The following is a 17,887-nucleotide window of genomic DNA, read 5'->3' on the forward strand; positions in this document are numbered from 1 at the left end:
CCACAAGAGCGCTTAGTCAAGCATGAACAACGCATCATTACTGAACTGCGCCTCAAACCGACTCGCCGGCATCGGTCGGCCGAACAGATACCCCTGAACCTCATCGCAACCATGCTCACGCAGGAAGTCGAGCTGCTCATGGGTTTCCACGCCTTCGGCGATCACCGCCAGGTTCAGGCTGTGGGCCATGGCGATGATTGCCCGGGCAATTTGTGCATCCTGTTCACCGCTGGGCAGGCCATCGACAAAGGTGCGGTCGATCTTCAGCACGTCGATCGGGAACTGCTTGAGGTAGTTGAGCGATGAGTAACCGGTACCGAAATCGTCGACCGCAATGCTCAGTCCGAGGTTTTTCAGTCCGTCGAGGATCTGCATCGCCTCGCTGACTTCGCGCATCAGGATACTTTCGGTCAGTTCCAGTTCCAGGCATGCCGGCGGCAGGCCGGTTTCCTTGAGGATGGTAGCGATCCGTGTACCGAGCTGGCCGTCGGAGAACTGCCGCGCCGAGATGTTCACCGACACCTTCGGCACCCGTACCCTGGCCTGATGCCAGGCCTTGAGTTGACGGCAGGCTTCGCTGATCACCCAGTCGCCGACATCCACCACCAGCCCGAGCTCTTCGAGCACCGGAATGAAATCCCCCGGCGGCACCAGCCCGCGGCGTGGATGGCGCCAGCGCAACAGTGCCTCGGCGCCGGTCAGGCGCTTGCCGTCGCCGCTGAATTGCGGCTGGTAATACAGCACGAATTCGTTCTGTTCCAAGGCATGGCGCAAATCGCTTTCCAGCTCCAGACGTTCAAGCGCACTGGCGTTCATGTCCGCCTGATAGAACTGGAAGTTGTTCTTGCCACGCTCCTTGGCGTGGTACATCGCCGTGTCGGCATTCTTCATCAACTGGCTGAGTTCGTTGCCGTCCTGCGGACTCAGGGCGATGCCGATACTGGCCGTGACGAAGAACTCGCGGCCTTCGAGCACGAAGGGTTTCACCAGACTGGCAAGAATCTGTTCGGCCACATGGATCGCCCGGTTCAAGGCGATTTCACGGTTGGCTCGCGGTTGCAGGAGCAAGGTGAATTCGTCACCGCCCATGCGCGCCACCGTGTCGTCATCGGCGACGCAACCGAGCAGGCGCGTGGCCATTTCCTTGAGCATGCGGTCGCCGGCGGCGTGGCCCAGGGAGTCGTTGATCGGCTTGAAACGGTCGAGGTCGAGGAACATCAGCACCACCCACGACTTCTGCCGTTCGGCCGATTGCAGTGCCGTGTGCAGGCGGTCCTGGAACAGCGAACGGTTGGGCAAGTGGGTCAGGGCGTCGTAGTAGGCGAGGCGGTGAATCCGCTGCTCGCTGGCCTTGCGCTCGCTGATGTCGCTGAAGAAACACACATAGCTGGCCAGGTCGCCTTCGTCGTCGAGCACGGCGGTGATGCCGACCCAGGCCGGGTAATGCTCGCCGTTGCGACGCTTGAGCCAGACTTCGCCTTCCCAGGTGCTGTGCTGGCCCAATTGCTTGAGTACGTAACGCAGATGGGCTTCCTGCTGGTTGTCGACCGTCAGCATGTTCGGCAACTGGTCGAGGACCTGTTCCACGGCGTAACCGCTGACACGACTGAAGGCTTCGTTGGCCTGGACGATGTAGCCGGCCGGGTCGGTGATCAGGATCGCCGAGGTCGAGTGTTCGAATACCGTGGCGGCCATGCGCAAGTCTTTTTCGGCCCGGCGTTGCTGGCTGATGTCGCGGCCGACGCCGAGCACGCCTTCGAACGTACCGTGTTCGTCCCAGACCAATACCAGGCGCAGTTCGATCGGGATCTTGCGCCCGTCGGCCCGCAGGCAATCGAACAGGAACAGTTGGGTTTGCACCTGGCTGCGCAGCAGCGCCAGTCGGTCCGGTTGATCCAGTGCTTTGCTGACCCGGTCCATCAGTTGGTAGATGCCGGTCAGCTGTTGCGGGTTGGCGATGGTCGATTGCCAGCCGTTCTGGAAAATCCACTCGGCGTCGTAACCCAGCACCGCTTGTACCGAAGGGCTGACGTAATTGAGGTTAAGGCGGCTGTCGGTGGAGAAGATCACGTCGCTGATGCTTTCGGCCAGCATCCGGTAGCGCTGCTCGCTGTCGCGCAGGGATTCGCTGGCTTCGATCTGGTCGGTGATGTCCTTGGCCACGCCGATGATCCGAGTGACCTGGTCGTTCTTGTCCCGTGCCAGTGCCTGCTCGCGAATCTCGAAGCGTCGCCATTGGCCGTCCCGATGGCGGAAGCGCAACTGGCACTGCATCAACTGGCGATAACCGGCCTGGCGCTGGATCTGACGGGAGCGATGGTAATAGTCGGCGTCTTCGGGATGCAGGAGGATTTCCCAGAAGTATTCGCCCATCTGGTGCAGTTCGGTGCGGTTGTAACCCAGGGTCTGGCCCAGATGGTGGTTGCTGTAGATCATGCGCTGGCTGATCACATCCTGCACATACAGGTGATCCGGCACGGTGCGCACCACGTCCGACCAAAACCCTTCGCGCTCCTGCAGCGACAGTTCGATGAGCTTGCGGCTGGTGATGTCGGTGATGCTCAGGATCACCGCTTTATAGTCGTCCGGGGTTTGCGGCAGGCGCAGCATCAGCCACAGGTGCTGGTCGCGGCCGCTGGCGTCCTGCAGCTTGATTTCCAGCTCAAGCTGTTGCTGCTGGTTGAGCATCGCGTCGAGCACCTGGTTGCCGATGGCGGTGCCGTCCTGCGGTTTACCGTCGATCAGCAGTTTCCAAACTTTGTCGGCGCTATCGACATTAAGCAGTTGCAACGCTACCTGGTTGACCTCGGTGATCCGCAGTTCCTTGAGCAATGACCGGCGTTGCTCCGGGATCGCCAGACACGCTTGCAGTTGCTCGCTGCCCTGCAGTTGCGCCTTGTCGAAAAAGACCTTGAGTCCGGACATGTCGAGGACGCACAAGGCCACGCCGGTGCCTTCGAAAATGTCCTGATAACGCCGACGGCCTTCATTCAACTGACGCTGACGCCGGCGCATGTTCAGCAAGGCGAGGAACGGCAGCATGGAAAACGCCAGGCCAAGCAGGCATTTGCCGATGAACGCCGGCAGCAGCTCTTCCAGCACGCGCTGACGGTCGAACAAACCGCGCAGTTGCCAATCGCTGCTGCTCAGCGGAACGGTCAGCACGCTGTTGGCGACATCGTCCTCGGTCAGCGTGCCCGGATTGACCGAGGGCTGCGCTTCGTCGCGGCTGATGATCTGATGATTGATGCGGTTTTCCACCAGCCAAAACGGGCGGCCGTCGGCCTCGCGTTGCTTGGTCAGGGACGAAAAGAAGGAGGGTGTCAGGCGCAAGACCCAATAGCCTCGGGAACTGCCGCTGGCCTGATGCAACAATAAATGCACCACGGAACCGTCGGTGGCATTGCTGAAGTAGTGCGCCTGGGCGTGGCTGCGGCGTACCAGTTCACCCAGGTAGTCGCTGTCATCGCTGTCGGGAGCGCTGTCACTGATGACTCTTCCCGAGGGGCTGAGCAACGCCAGGCTGCGCAGGTCTGGCAGCGATTGTTGCAGCTTGCGCAACAGGGCCTGCAATTCATCGGCGCCCTGCGGTTGCTCGACGATCGGCAACAGGTTGAGGGCGATCTGCGCGTTGAGCGCCATGTTCAGGCTGACCTGCGCGGCCAGATCGGCGGTGTAGTCGATGGTGTACTGACGCTGGTTCTTCTGGGTTTCCCGCAACTGGTCGAGCAACTGCCAGAACAGCAGGGCCAGCAGCAATAATACGAGTGTCGCCAAGGTGCCCTTCAAGGTTCCGCGCAGGGGGGAGCCGGGCGCTGTGGCCGGCGCACTGGAAGTCAGAGGCGGAGGGACAATGGACAAGCTGTAATCCTGCGGTTTGGCTGGACTGGCGCGACGTGCACTATAAGCCGGACGCCCGAAGGGCGGCTAGCATGCCTTGAGTTGTGGCGAAGTGCCAGCCCCTGTCCGTCGGCTGGACTGCCACCGGTCATTAAGGTAGCTTTGCCGGTTACGCGGGAGCGTTCCAGCTCCTAGACTCAGACTTTTTCAGCGTCGCCTCTTATGGACGACGCGCACGGTCTGGCCGGGCATTGCCTGCGCTCCAATCATTCATCAGTCACTGACCCTAGGTTCTCCATGGCTCAATACGTATTCACCATGCATCGGCTGGGCAAAGTTGTTCCGCCGAAGCGGGAAATCCTGAAAAACATTTCTCTGTCCTTCTTCCCTGGCGCCAAGATTGGCGTACTCGGCCTCAACGGTTCGGGTAAGTCCACGCTGCTGAAAATCATGGCTGGCGTTGACACCGAATTCGACGGCGAAGCCCGCCCGATGCCGGAGCTGAACATCGGTTATCTGCCGCAAGAGCCGATCCTGGACCCGACCAAAACCGTGCGTGAAGTGGTCGAGGAAGCGGTCAGCGTGATCAAGAACGCCCAGGCGCGCCTGGACGAGGTCTATGCGGCTTACGCTGAAGAAGACGCCGACTTCGACAAACTGGCTGCCGAACAGGCCAAGCTCGAAGCGATCCTGCAAGCCAGCGACGGTCACAACCTCGATCGCCAGCTGGAAGTCGCCGCCGATGCACTGCGTCTGCCGGCCTGGGATGCCAAGGTTGAATTCCTGTCCGGTGGTGAGAAGCGTCGCGTGGCCCTGTGCCGCCTGCTGCTGTCCGCTCCGGATATGCTGCTGCTCGACGAACCGACCAACCACCTGGATGCCGATTCCGTTGCTTGGCTTGAGCACTTCCTGCACGACTTCCCGGGTACCGTGGTCGCGATCACGCACGACCGTTACTTCCTGGACAACGTTGCCGGCTGGATCCTGGAACTCGACCGCGGCGCGGGTATTCCTTACGAGGGCAACTATTCGGGTTGGCTGGAAGCCAAGTCCGATCGTCTGGCTGCCGAATCCAAGCAGCAGTCGGCCCACGAAAAAGCCATGAAGGAAGAACTGGAGTGGGTGCGCAAAGGTGCCAAGGCCCGCCAGTCGAAATCCAAGGCTCGTCTGCAACGCTTCGAAGAAATGCAGTCGCAGGAATTCCAGAAGCGCAGCGAAACCAACGAGATCTACATCCCGGCTGGTCCACGCCTGGGCGACAAGGTCATCGAATTCAAGAACGTCACCAAGGGCTACGGCGATCGCGTGTTGATCGACAACCTGTCGTTCTCCATGCCTAAAGGCGCCATCGTTGGCGTGATCGGCGGTAACGGTGCCGGTAAGTCGACCCTGTTCCGCATGCTGATGGGCAAGGAAACGCCGGATTCGGGCAGCATCGAAGTCGGTGAAACCGTGCAGCTTGCTTGCGTGGATCAGAGCCGCGAAGACCTGGACGGCAGCAAGACCGTGTTCCAGCAGATTTCCGACGGTTCCGACCAGATCCGCATCGGCAACTACGAGATCCCGTCGCGTACCTACGTCGGTCGCTTCAACTTCAAGGGTGGCGATCAGCAGAAGTTCGTTAAGGACCTGTCCGGTGGTGAGCGCGGTCGCTTGCACCTGGCCCTGACCCTGAAGGAGGGCGGCAACGTCCTGCTGCTCGACGAACCGTCCAACGACCTCGACGTTGAAACCCTGCGTTCCCTGGAAGAAGCCCTGCTGGACTTCCCGGGCGCCGCCATTGTGATCTCCCACGACCGGTGGTTCCTTGACCGCGTCGCGACTCACATCCTGGCGTACGAAGACGACTCGCAAGCGGTGTTCTTCGAAGGTAACTACACCGAGTACGAAGCCGACCGTAGAAAGCGCCTCGGCGAAGCGGCTGCCCAGCCGCATCGTGTACGGCACAAGAAACTGGCCTGATTTCGGGTTGGTTGCATAAAGAGCGGAGCCTTCGGGCTCCGTTTTTTTGCGTTTTTTCAATGACACCGAGTCGCGCCATTCGCGAGCAAGCCCGCTCCCACAGGGTTTTGTGAAAGGCACAAATCTCAATTCAGCAGAAGATCCCCTGTGGGAGCGAGCCTGCTCGCGAAAGCGGTGTTTCTAATGGTGCATAACTTGAATTGCGAATCCCTGTTCAGGTGCAAAAAATGCTCAAAAAACAGGATTATTTATATCCTGTGCACCATTTAATTTCATAAGTGCGACATTTTGCGCTGTTCCTGTGCGCGAATCGTTTGTTACAGTCCGGCTCAATCTCCTCCAACGACAATAAATTTGCCGAGACTTTTCCATGATCGAATCCGTCGAATGCTTCCTTGCGCGCCTGAAAAAACGCGACCCGGATCAACCCGAATTTCACCAGGCTGTCGAAGAAGTCCTGCGTACCCTGTGGCCGTTTCTTGAAGCCAATCCGCATTACCTGACCTCGGGCATTCTGGAGCGCATCTGCGAGCCGGAGCGGGCTGTGGTGTTTCGTGTGTCGTGGGTCGACGACCAAGGCAAGGTCCAGGTCAATCGTGGTTTCCGCATCCAGATGAACAGCGCGATCGGCCCGTACAAGGGTGGCCTGCGTTTTCACCCGTCGGTGAACATGGGCGTCCTGAAATTCCTCGCCTTCGAACAGACCTTCAAAAACTCCCTGACTTCATTGCCCATGGGCGGCGGCAAGGGTGGTTCGGACTTCGACCCCAAAGGCAAAAGCGACGCGGAAGTCATGCGCTTCTGCCAGGCCTTCATGAGCGAGTTGTACCGCCACATTGGTGCCGACGTTGACGTGCCGGCCGGGGACATCGGTGTCGGTGCACGGGAAATCGGTTTCCTGTTCGGCCAGTACAAGCGCCTGAGCAACCAGTTCACCAGCGTGCTGACCGGCAAAGGCCCAAGCTACGGCGGCAGCCTGATTCGCCCGGAAGCCACCGGTTTCGGTTGCGTGTACTTCGCCGAAGAAATGCTCAAGCGCCGCGGCCTGGCCGTGGAAGGTAAGCGCGTAGCGATCTCCGGCTCCGGCAACGTCGCGCAATACGCGGCGCGCAAGGTCATGGACCTGGGCGGCAAAGTGATTTCGCTGTCCGACTCCGAAGGCACGCTGTATTGCGAAAGCGGCTTGACCGAGGAGCAATGGCTAGCGGTGTTGGAACTGAAAAATGTACAGCGCGGGCGCATCCGTGAACTGGCTGGCCGTTTTGGCCTGGAGTTCCGCGCAGGTGAGCTGCCATGGAGCCTGAGCTGCGACATCGCCTTGCCGTGCGCGACGCAAAACGAACTGGATGCCGAAGCCGCTCGCACCTTGCTGCGCAATGGCTGCAACTGCGTGGCCGAAGGCGCGAACATGCCGACCACCCTTGAGGCGGTGGACTTGTTCATCGAAGCCGACATTATGTTTGCGCCGGGCAAGGCGTCCAACGCGGGTGGTGTGGCGGTGAGCGGGCTGGAGATGTCGCAGAACGCCATGCGCCTGGCATGGACCGGCGGCGAAGTGGACAGCAAGCTGCACGCGATCATGCAGTCGATTCACCACGCTTGCGTGCATTACGGTGAGGAGAACGGCCGGGTCAACTACGTCAAGGGCGCCAACATCGCCGGCTTCGTCAAAGTCGCCGATGCCATGCTCGCCCAAGGCATTGTCTAAGCCGGTTCGATACGGATCACCTCAATCAGTTGATCCCCGGCGGGACGCTGCCACAGCACTTCATCGTTGAGTCGTGCACCGAGCAGTGCCCGCCCCAGCGGTGAACCCCAATTGATCAGGCCGTGGGCGGCATCGGCCTGATCTTCGCCCACCAGTTGTACCCGGCGTTCGGTGGCGTGTTCATCGGCGTAGGTCACCCAACTGCCGATCTGCACTTTCTCGGTCGAAGTCGCGGCGGGTACCACCTGAGCGCTGCCCAGGCGCTGCTTGAAGTAACGCAAATCACGTTCGAGATCCGCCAGGCGCTGCTTGTCGGCCTGCTCGCCTTTTGCCGATTGTTCGGCGTGCAGGGTTTGCAGTTCGGCGACTTTTCCCTGCAAAAGGTTCAGGCCTTGCGGCGTGACGTAATTGGGCTGCGCGCTGACTTGCCGTTCGACAGGCTGATCGGCTTGCGCGGCGGCGTTATCTTCATTGACGAAGGCACGGCTCATGGAATTCTCCCGGTATAGGGTTTGGGCCATGGTCTCAGGCATTTGGTTTCACTGGATGTCTGAAAGCGACTTATGGCGAGCGATAGGCCCGGGCGGCGTCCTGATCTTTCTGCTGCTGCCAGGCTTTACACCCAGCCATCCCGCATACCACCACATCTCACTCTCCCAAGCCGATACGCGGCCCATAGATAAAGTCTAGAAGTGGATTCGTCGGGTGGTTGTGAAAGGTGTGCAGGCATTTCGTCGAACACCACACAGCCCCTGTGGGAGCGAGTGGTGTGTCAGGTCAGTAGTGATACCACTTCAGCTCCAGCATCACTTCGTTCTCGGCCGTCGCCAAATGGCTGAACTCGCGCTGGGCGCTCAAGCGCAGTCCGAGATTGCGGGATATTTCCCATTGCTGATTCAGGCTTAGGCTACGGCGTACTTCGCCATTGGTGAAAAAGTCGCCCTTGGCTTCCAGGCTCAAATTGCCCAGCGGGTTTTTCCACAACACACCGCTGTTGAACCCGGCAGCCGGGGCAATGAACGCGGCGAAGTCGTTGTTGTGCTCGATCCGCACGGTGCCCAGGGCAAAGCCGAGCGTGTCATCACCCAGTTGCCAGGTGCCACCACCACCGCCGTTGACGTGGCTGACCAGGGTCTGGTCATCGTGCTTGCCCGGCACCCGCTCCAGACCGCCGGTGACTTGCCATGACAGCGGTTGCAGCAGCTCGTTTCGCGGGGTCAGGGAGCGAATGGTTGCCAGGTCCAGTTGCTGCACTTGCCATTCATTGCCTTCGTACTGGCGCAGTTTCAACTGCAGGATTTCGATCTGCGCGCCAAGGGGAAAGCTTTCGTTGTTGTCATTGAGGTCGTGATAAGCCATGCGCAAGCCGTACTCGCCAAAGGCTTTATCGCCACGGGTGCCGACGCCGAGCTGCCAGGTGCGGGACTCGTGACCGTCTTCAGGCAGGCCCGGTTGCGGGATATCCAGCTCCGGCGCCGGGTTCTGGTTGATTGCCCGCAGCAGTTCGAAGCTGCGCTGGGCGCGCGCCGGGTCGCGTTCCTGGCCGTTGGCGCGGTAACGCTCCAGACGATAGGCGGCATCGATGATCAGCGCCTGACGGTCGCGCGATTGCGCCTTGAACGCCGGGTCCTGCAATTGTTTCTGATCGGCGCTGACTTTCAGCACCCATTGCTGTTCTTCAGGATTTAACGGCTCGGCGCGGCTGAGCAGTTCGCGCTCCCGGGACGGACGATACTGGATGGACTCCACCAAGCCGGCATTTTTCACGGCTTTGACGGTGTCGGTCGGGATGGCGGTGAGCGGGAATTGCGCGGTCAGGCGCAGGCCCGGGCGGGCAACTTGCAGCAGTTCCAGCAAGCGGTATGAGCAGTTTTCGTCGAAGAAGAAATAGTCGAACTTGATCTGCTTCAGCTCCCAGACGTGCTCGACCATGCGCGCGGTTTCCTGTTGGGTCAGGTTCAGGCGGTACTCCCACAGGTCGCGGTTTTCAAGGCTGCGGTATTCCGAGAGTTTTTCCTGGTAGGGCACCATCGCGAACAGGCCGGGATAGCCGCCCATCAGGCCTTTCCAGGCATAGAGGATGCTGTTGTCCGAGCCCTCGATGTAGGCGCCGAAGTTGATCGCGTAACTGAGCAGCGAAGTCTTGTCGCTCTTCACTTCGGCCTGGTCGATACGCAGCAGGGTATGGCCGAACATCGAGGACGGACTGTTCAGGTAAGCCGCCGGGAAGATCATCACCGTGCTGTCGGGCGAGACGTCCTTGAACCATTGCTTGAACCCGGCGCAGTCCGGTGTCGGCAGGCCGGTCAGGCCGAGTTGTTCTTTCAGCCAGCGGGTGCGGGCCGGGTAGACGCATTGAGCATGTGTTTCACCGGCACTGGCCGGGGCGTACAAGGCTTGTACAGTCGCCGCCAGTTCATGGTCCGGATGTTCATTGCCGTCAGGGGCGAGGAAGAATTTCCGGTCACTGACATAGCTGCGCCAGCCGCCGAGCTTGGCGCTTTCGTAATGGCCCAGGGATATCCAGAAAGGGTCGTTGGCCAATTGCTGCAAACGTTGTGGGTCGATCTGAGGCGCGGCGAACAGCGGGGCGCAGACACACAGCGCCAGCCAGGCAAGGCGTTTGAGCATAGAAGGCAACTTAAATACTTGAGAAAAAGACCCAAAGAGGGGCAGGTCCAAAAAAAAAAACCCGCTTCCCGTAAGAAGCGGGACGGGTCGAGCTTAAGCCTGAGTCGCGTACTTGGCCAGACGAGGATCGGCTTTGAGCACGGCCAGGGTATTGGTATGCACGTCTTCTGCGGTCACGTCAGCCTTGCTGAAGATCTGCTGGAAGTGCTCGTGAGTAACGGCGGCGAAGTGCGCACGGTCTTCCGGCGCCACGCCCAGTACCACGGCATAGGTGGTCAGCGCTTCGCCCTGACCCTTGGCCATGTCTTCGGACAGCTCGTTCATCATGCCATTCATGGCAAACCAGGATTTACCGCCATAGGTCAGCGACGCATTGGTTGCGCAACCGTTGGTGCCGGAGGTCATGCCGAAGGTTGCGTTGCCGGAGGTGCCGTTGGTGGTGGATGCCAGGAAGTGAGCTGGAGTACCACGCTGGCCTTCGAACAGCATGTTGCCCCAACCGCAATCCGGGCCGCCAGGCGCTTGCGCCATGGCATTGATGGATACAGCGGTGAAGAGAGTACCAAGAAGAATCCGTTTCATAGCTTTGTTCTCTTTGTGTGCGTACCAATAAACAAGGGAGTCTGGCCCGTTCCGGTGCCAGTGGGCCGGGCATTAGCCCAGCCGCGCAGTTTGGAGTTTAGGCACGATCACGGGGTTCCGTGATTTTTTGCAAAACATTCATGGGAAACGGCGGCGCAAGCCCGGCCCGCCTGGGGTTGGCACATTGACTATGCTCAGGCCTGCGGCGCTCCTTGCCAGTCGGGCATGGGCAGCGCCAGAATGCTGCCATCTGCCCCGCCTGATTGTTAAGGAAGCCCGATGCCTGATCCTGTTGCTGCCAGCTTGCGTCTAGCGCCCGAAGCGCTGACCCGTCCGTTTTCCGCTGAACAGTTCAGCTTCTCTACCACCAATGATCTGGAGCCCTTTCGCGGTGTGCTTGGCCAGGAACGTGCGGTTGAAGCCTTGCAGTTCGGTGTGGCCATGCCACGCCCCGGTTACAACGTATTCGTCATGGGCGAGCCCGGCACTGGCCGGTTCTCGTTCGTCAAACGCTACCTCAAGGCTGAAGGCAAGCGCCTGCAGACCCCGGCGGACTGGGTCTACGTCAACAATTTCGATGAGCCTCGCGAGCCACGTGCTCTGGAGTTGCCGTCGGGCACTGCCGGTAACTTCATTGGCGATATCAACGTTTTGATCGACAACCTGCTGGCGACGTTTCCGGCAGTCTTCGAGCATCCGTCCTACCAGCAGAAGAAAAGCAGCATCGACCGCGCCTTCAACCAGCGCTACGACAAGGCCCTGGACATCATCGAGCGTCTGGCACTGGAAAAGGACGTCGCGCTCTACCGCGACGCCAGCAATATCGCCTTCACCCCAATGGGCGATGGCAAGGCGTTGGACGAAGCTGAATTCGCACAACTGCCGGAAGCCGAGCGCGATCGCTTCCACGAGGATATTTCGGTACTGGAGGAGCGCCTGAACGAAGAGCTCGCCAGCCTGCCGCAATGGAAGCGCGAGTCGAGCAACCAGCTGCGTCATCTGAACGAAGAAACCATCACCCTGGCCTTGCAGCCATTGTTGTCGCCATTGTCAGAGAAGTACGCCGAGAACGCGGCGGTATGCGGTTATCTGCAAGCCATGCAGGTGTACTTGCTCAAGACCGTGGTCGAGCAACTGGTGGATGACAGCAAGACTGACGCTGTCGCCCGCAAGTTGCTGGAAGAACAATACTCGCCGAGCCTGGTGGTCGGTCATTCGGTCAGCGGCGGTGCGCCGGTGGTGTTCGAGCCGCACCCGACCTACGAAAACCTCTTCGGTCGTATCGAATACAGCACCGATCAGGGCTCGCTGTACACCACCTACCGCCAACTGCGGCCGGGTGCCTTGCACCGGGCCAATGGCGGTTTCCTGATCCTTGAAGCGGACAAAATGCTCAGCGAGCCGTTCGTGTGGGATGCGCTGAAACGCGCCCTGCAATCGCGCAAGCTGAAAATGGAATCGCCGCTGGGTGAGCTCGGCCGTCTGGCCACCGTGACCCTGACACCGCAACACATTCCGTTGCAGGTCAAGGTCGTCATCATCGGTGCCCGTCAGCTGTATTACACGCTGCAAGACCTCGATCCGGACTTCCAGGAGATGTTCCGCGTCCTGGTGGACTTCGACGAAGACATCCCGATGGTCGACGAGAGCCTGGAGCAATTCGCCCAGTTGCTCAAAACCCGTACTTCCGAAGAAGGCATGGCACCGCTGACTGCCGATGCGGTGGCACGCCTGGCGACCTACAGCGCGCGTCTGGCCGAGCATCAGGGGCGCTTGTCGGCGCGTATCGGGGACTTGTTCCAACTGGTCAGCGAGGCGGATTTCATTCGTCACCTGGCAGGCGATGAAATGACCGACGCGGGGCACATCGAGCGTGCGCTCAAGGCCAAGGCCACGCGGACCGGGCGGGTTTCGGCGCGGATTCTCGATGACATGCTGGCCGGGATCATCCTGATCGACACCGCGGGCGCGGCGGTCGGCAAGTGCAACGGCTTGACGGTGCTGGAAGTCGGTGACTCGGCCTTTGGTATACCTGCGCGGATTTCCGCCACGGTGTACCCGGGCGGCAGCGGCATTGTCGACATCGAGCGCGAGGTCAACCTCGGCCAGCCGATCCACTCCAAAGGCGTGATGATCCTTACCGGTTATCTGGGCAGCCGTTACGCCCAGGAGTTTCCGCTGGCGATTTCCGCGAGCATCGCCCTGGAACAATCCTACGGTTATGTCGATGGCGACAGTGCTTCCTTGGGCGAGGCCTGCACCCTGATCTCGGCCTTGTCGAAAACCCCGCTCAAGCAGTGCTTTGCCATCACCGGTTCGATCAACCAGTTCGGCGAAGTGCAGGCGGTCGGCGGAGTCAACGAGAAGATCGAGGGCTTCTTCCGTCTGTGCGAAGCCCGCGGGTTGACCGGCGAGCAGGGAGCAATCATTCCTCACGCCAACGTCGCCACGCTGATGCTCGACGAGAAGGTGCTGGCGGCGGTGCGTGCGGGGCAGTTCCATGTCTACGCGGTCCGCCAGGCCGACGAAGCCTTGAGCTTGTTGGTCGGCGAGCCGGCCGGCGAGCCGAACGAGAATGGCGAATTCCCTGAAGGCAGCGTGAACGCACGGGTCGTGGAGCGCCTGCGGGTTATCGCGGAAATGATCAGCGAAGATGATCTTAAGGAAGCCGAGAAGGAGTTGGCGCAAGAGGCGTTGGCGGAAACCAAACCGGCCTGATGCATCGTTGATCTGAAACTGTGCAATCCCATGTGGGAGCGAGCTTGCTCGCGATAGCGGACTTTCATTCGACCAATATGTTGAATGTTCGACCGCCATCGTCGGAACGCCGCCCGGAGCAAGCTCGCTCCCACAGTTTTTTGTGGCGCACGTCGAAAAGCGTCGTCGAAATGACGTCAATATTCACACTATGACCATTCGGCGCCTTTCGGTCTTGCTTCGGCCTGCAAGCCAGACTTTTCTTCTATTCTCTGCTCATGGATATCGACAGTAATCACAGGATCGAAACAGCCTTCCCATGGGGGCTGAATACCGGATCTACCGAGGGTCGCCGCCATGTCGCGCAACCTCTGTCTCACCCGTCAATGCCTGGGTCTTGTGACCCGTATCGAATGTTCCATCCGTCCATTGGCGGGAGATACGGGCATGTGGACTCTGCTGTTCGCCGCCGGAATGGCCGGTGAACAACCTTCGGCCATCAAGGCCCAAGGCCCGTTTCACGGTCCGTTCGTCGCTGAATCAATCCTCGACACCATCGTTGAAAGCCTGACCCTGCACGGCTACGAGTTGGCCGACGATCCGCAAATCTGGTGCCTGCACCTGCAAGCCCAACTGCGGGAAATCAACGGTGGTCGCTGCCGGAACATGGGCGGCTTCGAGTTTCACCCCGAGCACTGAGTGGCACTATTGATCAAGGCGCGTCATGTCGGCCTTGTCGAGTTTGACTTCGAAACCATATTGCACGGTGGTGAGGTCAGTGCGCTGGTAGGTTTCCAGGCGCTTAGGCTGCCCGTAGAAGTAATGCACGGCAAACTGCGCCGGACCCTGTGCGCTCGCGCGATGGCTGACCGATAGAATCTCCTTCAAGTAATTACCGCTGTCGTCCTTGGCGAAAAAACGCCAGTCCTGGGCGGGAAATGCCTTCAGGTCCACCACCAGTGCATTGTCTTTGAGCGCGAGGCCCTTGGGCAGTTGACGGGCTTCGACGGTTTGCTTGTCGACCGTGGCCAGGAACAGCGGCATCGAGCCCACCGCATAGGCCGGGGTTTGCGGAAACAGATTCAGATCGTAAGTGATGGTGCCGCGCAGGGGATCGATCTGGTACGCCTCAGGTGGCAGTTCGATCGGCTCGTCGCGTTTGCCAAGAGTGTCTTCGGTAAAGAAGCTCACCGGACTTTCACCAGGGTTGAACGATGTGCCCAGCAGTTCATCGTTGAAGGTACGCAGGTGAGTGAATTCGATTCGCGCGGCGCTGGGGTCGTCGACCGACTGACTGATGTTGACGTACTTTTTCAGTTCATCCTCACTCAGCGTTGCCCCTTTCAGCCAGCCCGCCGCCAGGTCGTCATAGACCACCACGGACAGGTTCAAGGGCTGGATGGACTTGTCCGTGGTATTGGCATCGAAGCGCCGGATTGGCAGGTCGAGGTCCTTTCGGGTGACCGTGACGGCGGAAAAATCCAGCAGGCTGACTTCGAGGGTTTCGATCGCCCCGTTGAAGTACACCTTCGAATAATGCCGCGCCTGCTGTTTCTCAAAGTTGCGTTGTTCTTCGTCGAGCTGTTTTTCCAGGGCCTCGCTCCAGTTCTTTTGCTGCTGCATCTTGGCCAGCTGCTGCTGATAGAAGGCAATTTGTACCGAGGTTTCGTTGATTGAACCGGCGCGCGCGATGAATTGCCCGGTGCTGTCCCTGGCCTGGACGATCAGCGGGTTGAGCGGCGTTTCACTGACTTCCGGGGCCAGCGGTGCGCTGTTGTTGTATTCGATTTCCGCGTAGTTGTTCGTCAATGCCAGCAGGGTGACGCTCAGGTTGTCATTGGTGCGGGTCTGGCCTACGTCCTTTTTCGTCAGGTCGAAGCTGTAGAGGCGGCGTGGCGCGATGACTTCGACCTTGCCTTGCAGGCTCACCGGTTGCGGTTGCTGCTTTTTGTCGATGTCGAGGCCTTCGATGAAGGGGTAGGCCACGGTCAGGTCATCGGGGTTGGTCAGGTTGGAGCTCGATGGGCTGAGCTGAATGCCAGGGTCGGTTTCCGACCATTCCGGCTGGAACGCAATCACTCGTTTGTTGCTTAGCGTGACCGACTGCCATTCCAGGCCATGGGGAAACAAAAACGCGGCAGGAACGCTGAAAGTGAAGGGGAACACTGGCTGCAGATCGGTCAGGTAGTCGGAACTGGAGTCCTTTTGCAGCACGAACAACCCGTTGATGTAGGTGTCGACCAGGGCCTGCGGACTCGGGTAGTGCTTGAGCATGGCGAGGGCGTCTTCGCCGTATTCGGTTTCCACCGGCTTGTTGTCGAGCTTGAGTTGCGCGCGTTCGAGCAGCAGCAGTGAGCCGCCCAACTCCGACACGGCATCCTTGAGCTTCGGATCCTGGATGGCGTCCAGCGACTTTTCGAACTGCGCGGTTTTTTCTTCGAGGCTGACCTGGCGTTTTTCGTCGCTGGGCGAGCAGCCGCTCAGCAGCAGCGCCAGGCAAATTCCGGCACTCGTCAAAGGCGATCGCACATCCATTTCCAGTCTTCCTGTCCGATATCACTGAGCAGTCAATGATTTGGACACTAGCAGAAAAACATCGATACACAGGCGCAGGTGACGGATTTTTCGACGGTTTCTGGCTGCTTCTGGGTATAGACGGGCGGCTGTTATACTCGCGGCCGTTTTTAGTCCACATGTGAGATTCAATGGAACGCTTTATCGAAAATACAATGTACGCCTCGCGCTGGCTGCTGGCGCCGATCTATTTCGGTCTGTCCCTGGGGCTGTTGGCGCTGGCACTGAAATTCTTCCAGGAAGTCTTCCACGTCATCCCGAACGTGTTTTCGATGGCCGAATCGGACTTGATCCTGGTGCTGCTGTCGCTGATCGACATGGCGCTGGTGGGCGGTTTGCTGGTGATGGTGATGATTTCCGGCTACGAGAACTTCGTCTCGCAACTGGACATCGACGACAGCAAGGAAAAGCTCAACTGGCTGGGTACCATGGACTCTTCGTCGCTGAAGATGAAGGTGGCCGCATCGATCGTGGCGATCTCGTCCATTCACCTGCTGCGCATCTTCATGGATGCCAAAAACGTCGATCCCGAGCATCTGCAGTGGTATGTGATCATCCACATGACCTTCGTGGTCTCGGCATTTGCCATGGGTTACCTGGATAAAGTCACCAAGCACTGATCCATTGCGGGCCCCATGAAACACGCCGCCCGTCTGTTGCAAAACAGACGGGCGGCGTCGTTTGTGGCTTGTGCTTTGAAGCGCCGAAGCCTATCCCTGTAAAGAGGCTCGCTACTGCGTGAGGTGCGCTCATGAACCTGCAAGAGTTGAATGCGTATGCCGTCGCCGGGAAGGTCGATGAGCTGAACCTGATCTCGATGGAGGGAGGCATCTACCTGCTGGAGGCGCGGATGCATGGCACGGCGTATCCCTTGAGCGATACGCACGGGCACATGATGAGCCTGCGTTCGGTGGAGCATGCCCGTGATGTGCTGCGCTCCTTTCCCAAGTTGCACTTCAACCTCGTGCACACGGTCGTGCATGACGAAATGTGCGGTCTGGTTGCCGATGTGGAGGAAAACCTGAAGGTGCCGATCGCCTGACGTCCCTCATCAATGGCATGACATCTGTGCTAGTCTGCTGGCCCTTTTGGTTCCGGGCGCTCCGGGACGCGCTGTGCACGCATGGCAAGTTCCCGAGCCGTCCGCACAGCGGAGCAGTGTCATGTCCGAAGTAAATCTGTCCACCGACGAAACCCGCGTCAGCTACGGTATTGGCCGTCAGCTGGGCGACCAACTGCGCGACAACCCGCCACCGGGCGTAAGCCTGGACGCGATCCTGGCCGGTCTGACCGACGCATTCGCCGGCAAGCCAAGCCGTGTGGGTCAGGAAGAAATGTCCGCCAGCTTCAAAGTCATCCGCGAAATCATGCAGGCCGAAGCTGCAGCCAAGGCTGAAGCGGCGGCTGGCGAAGGCTTGGCCTTCCTGGCTGAAAACGCCAAGCGTGACGGCATCACCACTCTGGCTTCCGGCCTGCAGTTCGAAGTGCTGACCGCTGGTGAAGGCGCCAAGCCATCCCGTGAAGATTCCGTGCGTACTCACTACCACGGCACCCTGATCGACGGCACTGTGTTCGACAGCTCCTACGAGCGCGGCGAGCCTGCGGAATTCCCGGTTGGCGGCGTGATCGCCGGCTGGACCGAAGCCCTGCAACTGATGAACGCCGGCAGCAAATGGCGCCTGTACGTGCCGAGCGAACTGGCTTACGGCGCTCAAGGCGTTGGCAGCATCCCGCCGCACAGCGTATTGGTGTTTGACGTCGAACTGCTCGACGTTCTGTAAGACCCGCTGACTTACCTGTAGGAGCGAGCTTGCTCGCGATGGGCGTTAACGATAACGCTGCCATTCTGAATGAACGCGATGTCTTCCAGTTCTTCGCGAGCAAGCTCGCTCC

The 17,887-nt window shown here is 59.6% G+C and carries 12 protein-coding genes; 7 read left to right on the forward strand and 5 right to left on the reverse strand.

The window, feature by feature from the left end; translation table 11 throughout:
- Positions 1 to 12: 12 nt before the first annotated feature.
- Entirely contained in the window at positions 13 to 3,861 is a 3,849-nt protein-coding gene (locus VC35_RS17920) for a sensor domain-containing protein (RefSeq protein WP_046041760.1), read from the reverse strand.
- A 276-nt stretch (positions 3,862 to 4,137) separates the two neighbouring features.
- Here VC35_RS17920 and ettA point away from each other — a divergent pair, with 276 nt between their 5' ends.
- Positions 4,138 to 5,802: an energy-dependent translational throttle protein EttA gene (gene ettA, locus VC35_RS17925; protein ID WP_046041761.1), complete on the forward strand. Its 1,665-nt coding sequence runs from the start codon at positions 4,138 to 4,140 to the stop codon at positions 5,800 to 5,802.
- 370 nt (positions 5,803 to 6,172) lie between these two features.
- Entirely contained in the window at positions 6,173 to 7,510 is a 1,338-nt protein-coding gene (gene gdhA / locus VC35_RS17930) for an NADP-specific glutamate dehydrogenase (RefSeq protein ID WP_046041762.1), read from the forward strand.
- On the opposite strand, the gene VC35_RS17935 is transcribed toward gdhA, so the two are convergent.
- The 3 genes from VC35_RS17935 to VC35_RS17950 form a co-directional block, all read right to left on the reverse strand.
- The gene (locus VC35_RS17935) at positions 7,507 to 8,001 is read right to left on the reverse strand and encodes a GreA/GreB family elongation factor (RefSeq protein ID WP_046041763.1); all 495 of its coding nucleotides are present in this window, start codon (positions 7,999 to 8,001) and stop codon (positions 7,507 to 7,509) included. The genes gdhA and VC35_RS17935 overlap by 4 nt on opposite strands.
- 286 nt (positions 8,002 to 8,287) lie before the next feature.
- On the reverse strand, positions 8,288 to 10,141 hold the full coding sequence (locus tag VC35_RS17945; protein WP_046041765.1) for an Lnb N-terminal periplasmic domain-containing protein: 1,854 nt from the start codon (positions 10,139 to 10,141) through the stop codon (positions 8,288 to 8,290).
- A gap of 93 nt (positions 10,142 to 10,234) precedes the next feature.
- The gene (locus VC35_RS17950) at positions 10,235 to 10,723 is read right to left on the reverse strand and encodes a DUF3015 domain-containing protein (protein WP_007970900.1); all 489 of its coding nucleotides are present in this window, start codon (positions 10,721 to 10,723) and stop codon (positions 10,235 to 10,237) included.
- 279 nt (positions 10,724 to 11,002) lie between these two features.
- Between VC35_RS17950 and VC35_RS17955 the strand changes: the two genes are divergently transcribed.
- Entirely contained in the window at positions 11,003 to 13,441 is a 2,439-nt protein-coding gene (locus tag VC35_RS17955) for a Lon protease family protein (RefSeq protein ID WP_046041766.1), read from the forward strand.
- Positions 13,442 to 13,777: 336 nt separating this feature from the next.
- Positions 13,778 to 14,119 (forward strand): PA4575 family protein, encoded by a 342-nt coding sequence (locus VC35_RS17960; protein WP_046041767.1) that lies wholly within the window; start codon positions 13,778 to 13,780, stop codon positions 14,117 to 14,119.
- A 6-nt stretch (positions 14,120 to 14,125) separates the two neighbouring features.
- Here the strand turns inward: VC35_RS17960 and VC35_RS17965 are convergent, their stop codons facing one another.
- Positions 14,126 to 15,955: a hypothetical protein gene (locus tag VC35_RS17965; RefSeq protein ID WP_046041768.1), complete on the reverse strand. Its 1,830-nt coding sequence runs from the start codon at positions 15,953 to 15,955 to the stop codon at positions 14,126 to 14,128.
- 170 nt (positions 15,956 to 16,125) lie between these two features.
- Here VC35_RS17965 and VC35_RS17970 point away from each other — a divergent pair, with 170 nt between their 5' ends.
- The 3 genes from VC35_RS17970 (at position 16,126) to VC35_RS17980 (ending at position 17,775) form a co-directional block, all read left to right on the forward strand.
- On the forward strand, positions 16,126 to 16,614 hold the full coding sequence (locus tag VC35_RS17970; protein ID WP_007990463.1) for a TIGR00645 family protein: 489 nt from the start codon (positions 16,126 to 16,128) through the stop codon (positions 16,612 to 16,614).
- Positions 16,615 to 16,745: 131 nt separating this feature from the next.
- On the forward strand, positions 16,746 to 17,036 hold the full coding sequence (locus VC35_RS17975; RefSeq protein ID WP_046041769.1) for a DUF6482 family protein: 291 nt from the start codon (positions 16,746 to 16,748) through the stop codon (positions 17,034 to 17,036).
- Positions 17,037 to 17,157: 121 nt separating this feature from the next.
- On the forward strand, positions 17,158 to 17,775 hold the full coding sequence (locus VC35_RS17980) for a BamJ family beta-barrel-assembly machinery protein (protein WP_008052058.1): 618 nt from the start codon (positions 17,158 to 17,160) through the stop codon (positions 17,773 to 17,775).
- Positions 17,776 to 17,887 lie beyond the last annotated feature (112 nt).

The organism is Pseudomonas fluorescens, from assembly GCF_000967965.1.
In the GTDB taxonomy this organism is placed as follows: Bacteria; Pseudomonadota; Gammaproteobacteria; order Pseudomonadales; family Pseudomonadaceae; genus Aquipseudomonas; species Aquipseudomonas grandcourensis.

What these genes read in the sequence shown, in the direction of transcription:
- VC35_RS17955 (WP_046041766.1), top strand. Translation starts at nt 11,003, where the DNA reads ATGCCTGATCCTGTTGCTGCCAGCTTGCGTCTAGCGCCCGAAGCGCTG.
- VC35_RS17980 (WP_008052058.1), top strand. Translation starts at nt 17,158, where the DNA reads ATGTCCGAAGTAAATCTGTCCACCGACGAAACCCGCGTCAGCTACGGT.
- VC35_RS17950 (WP_007970900.1), bottom strand. Translation starts at nt 10,723, where the DNA reads ATGAAACGGATTCTTCTTGGTACTCTCTTCACCGCTGTATCCATCAAT.
- VC35_RS17935 (WP_046041763.1), bottom strand. Translation starts at nt 8,001, where the DNA reads ATGAGCCGTGCCTTCGTCAATGAAGATAACGCCGCCGCGCAAGCCGAT.
- VC35_RS17945 (WP_046041765.1), bottom strand. Translation starts at nt 10,141, where the DNA reads ATGCTCAAACGCCTTGCCTGGCTGGCGCTGTGTGTCTGCGCCCCGCTG.
- VC35_RS17960 (WP_046041767.1), top strand. Translation starts at nt 13,778, where the DNA reads ATGTCGCGCAACCTCTGTCTCACCCGTCAATGCCTGGGTCTTGTGACC.
- gdhA (WP_046041762.1), top strand. Translation starts at nt 6,173, where the DNA reads ATGATCGAATCCGTCGAATGCTTCCTTGCGCGCCTGAAAAAACGCGAC.
- VC35_RS17970 (WP_007990463.1), top strand. Translation starts at nt 16,126, where the DNA reads ATGGAACGCTTTATCGAAAATACAATGTACGCCTCGCGCTGGCTGCTG.
- ettA (WP_046041761.1), top strand. Translation starts at nt 4,138, where the DNA reads ATGGCTCAATACGTATTCACCATGCATCGGCTGGGCAAAGTTGTTCCG.
- VC35_RS17965 (WP_046041768.1), bottom strand. Translation starts at nt 15,955, where the DNA reads ATGGATGTGCGATCGCCTTTGACGAGTGCCGGAATTTGCCTGGCGCTG.
- VC35_RS17975 (WP_046041769.1), top strand. Translation starts at nt 16,746, where the DNA reads ATGAACCTGCAAGAGTTGAATGCGTATGCCGTCGCCGGGAAGGTCGAT.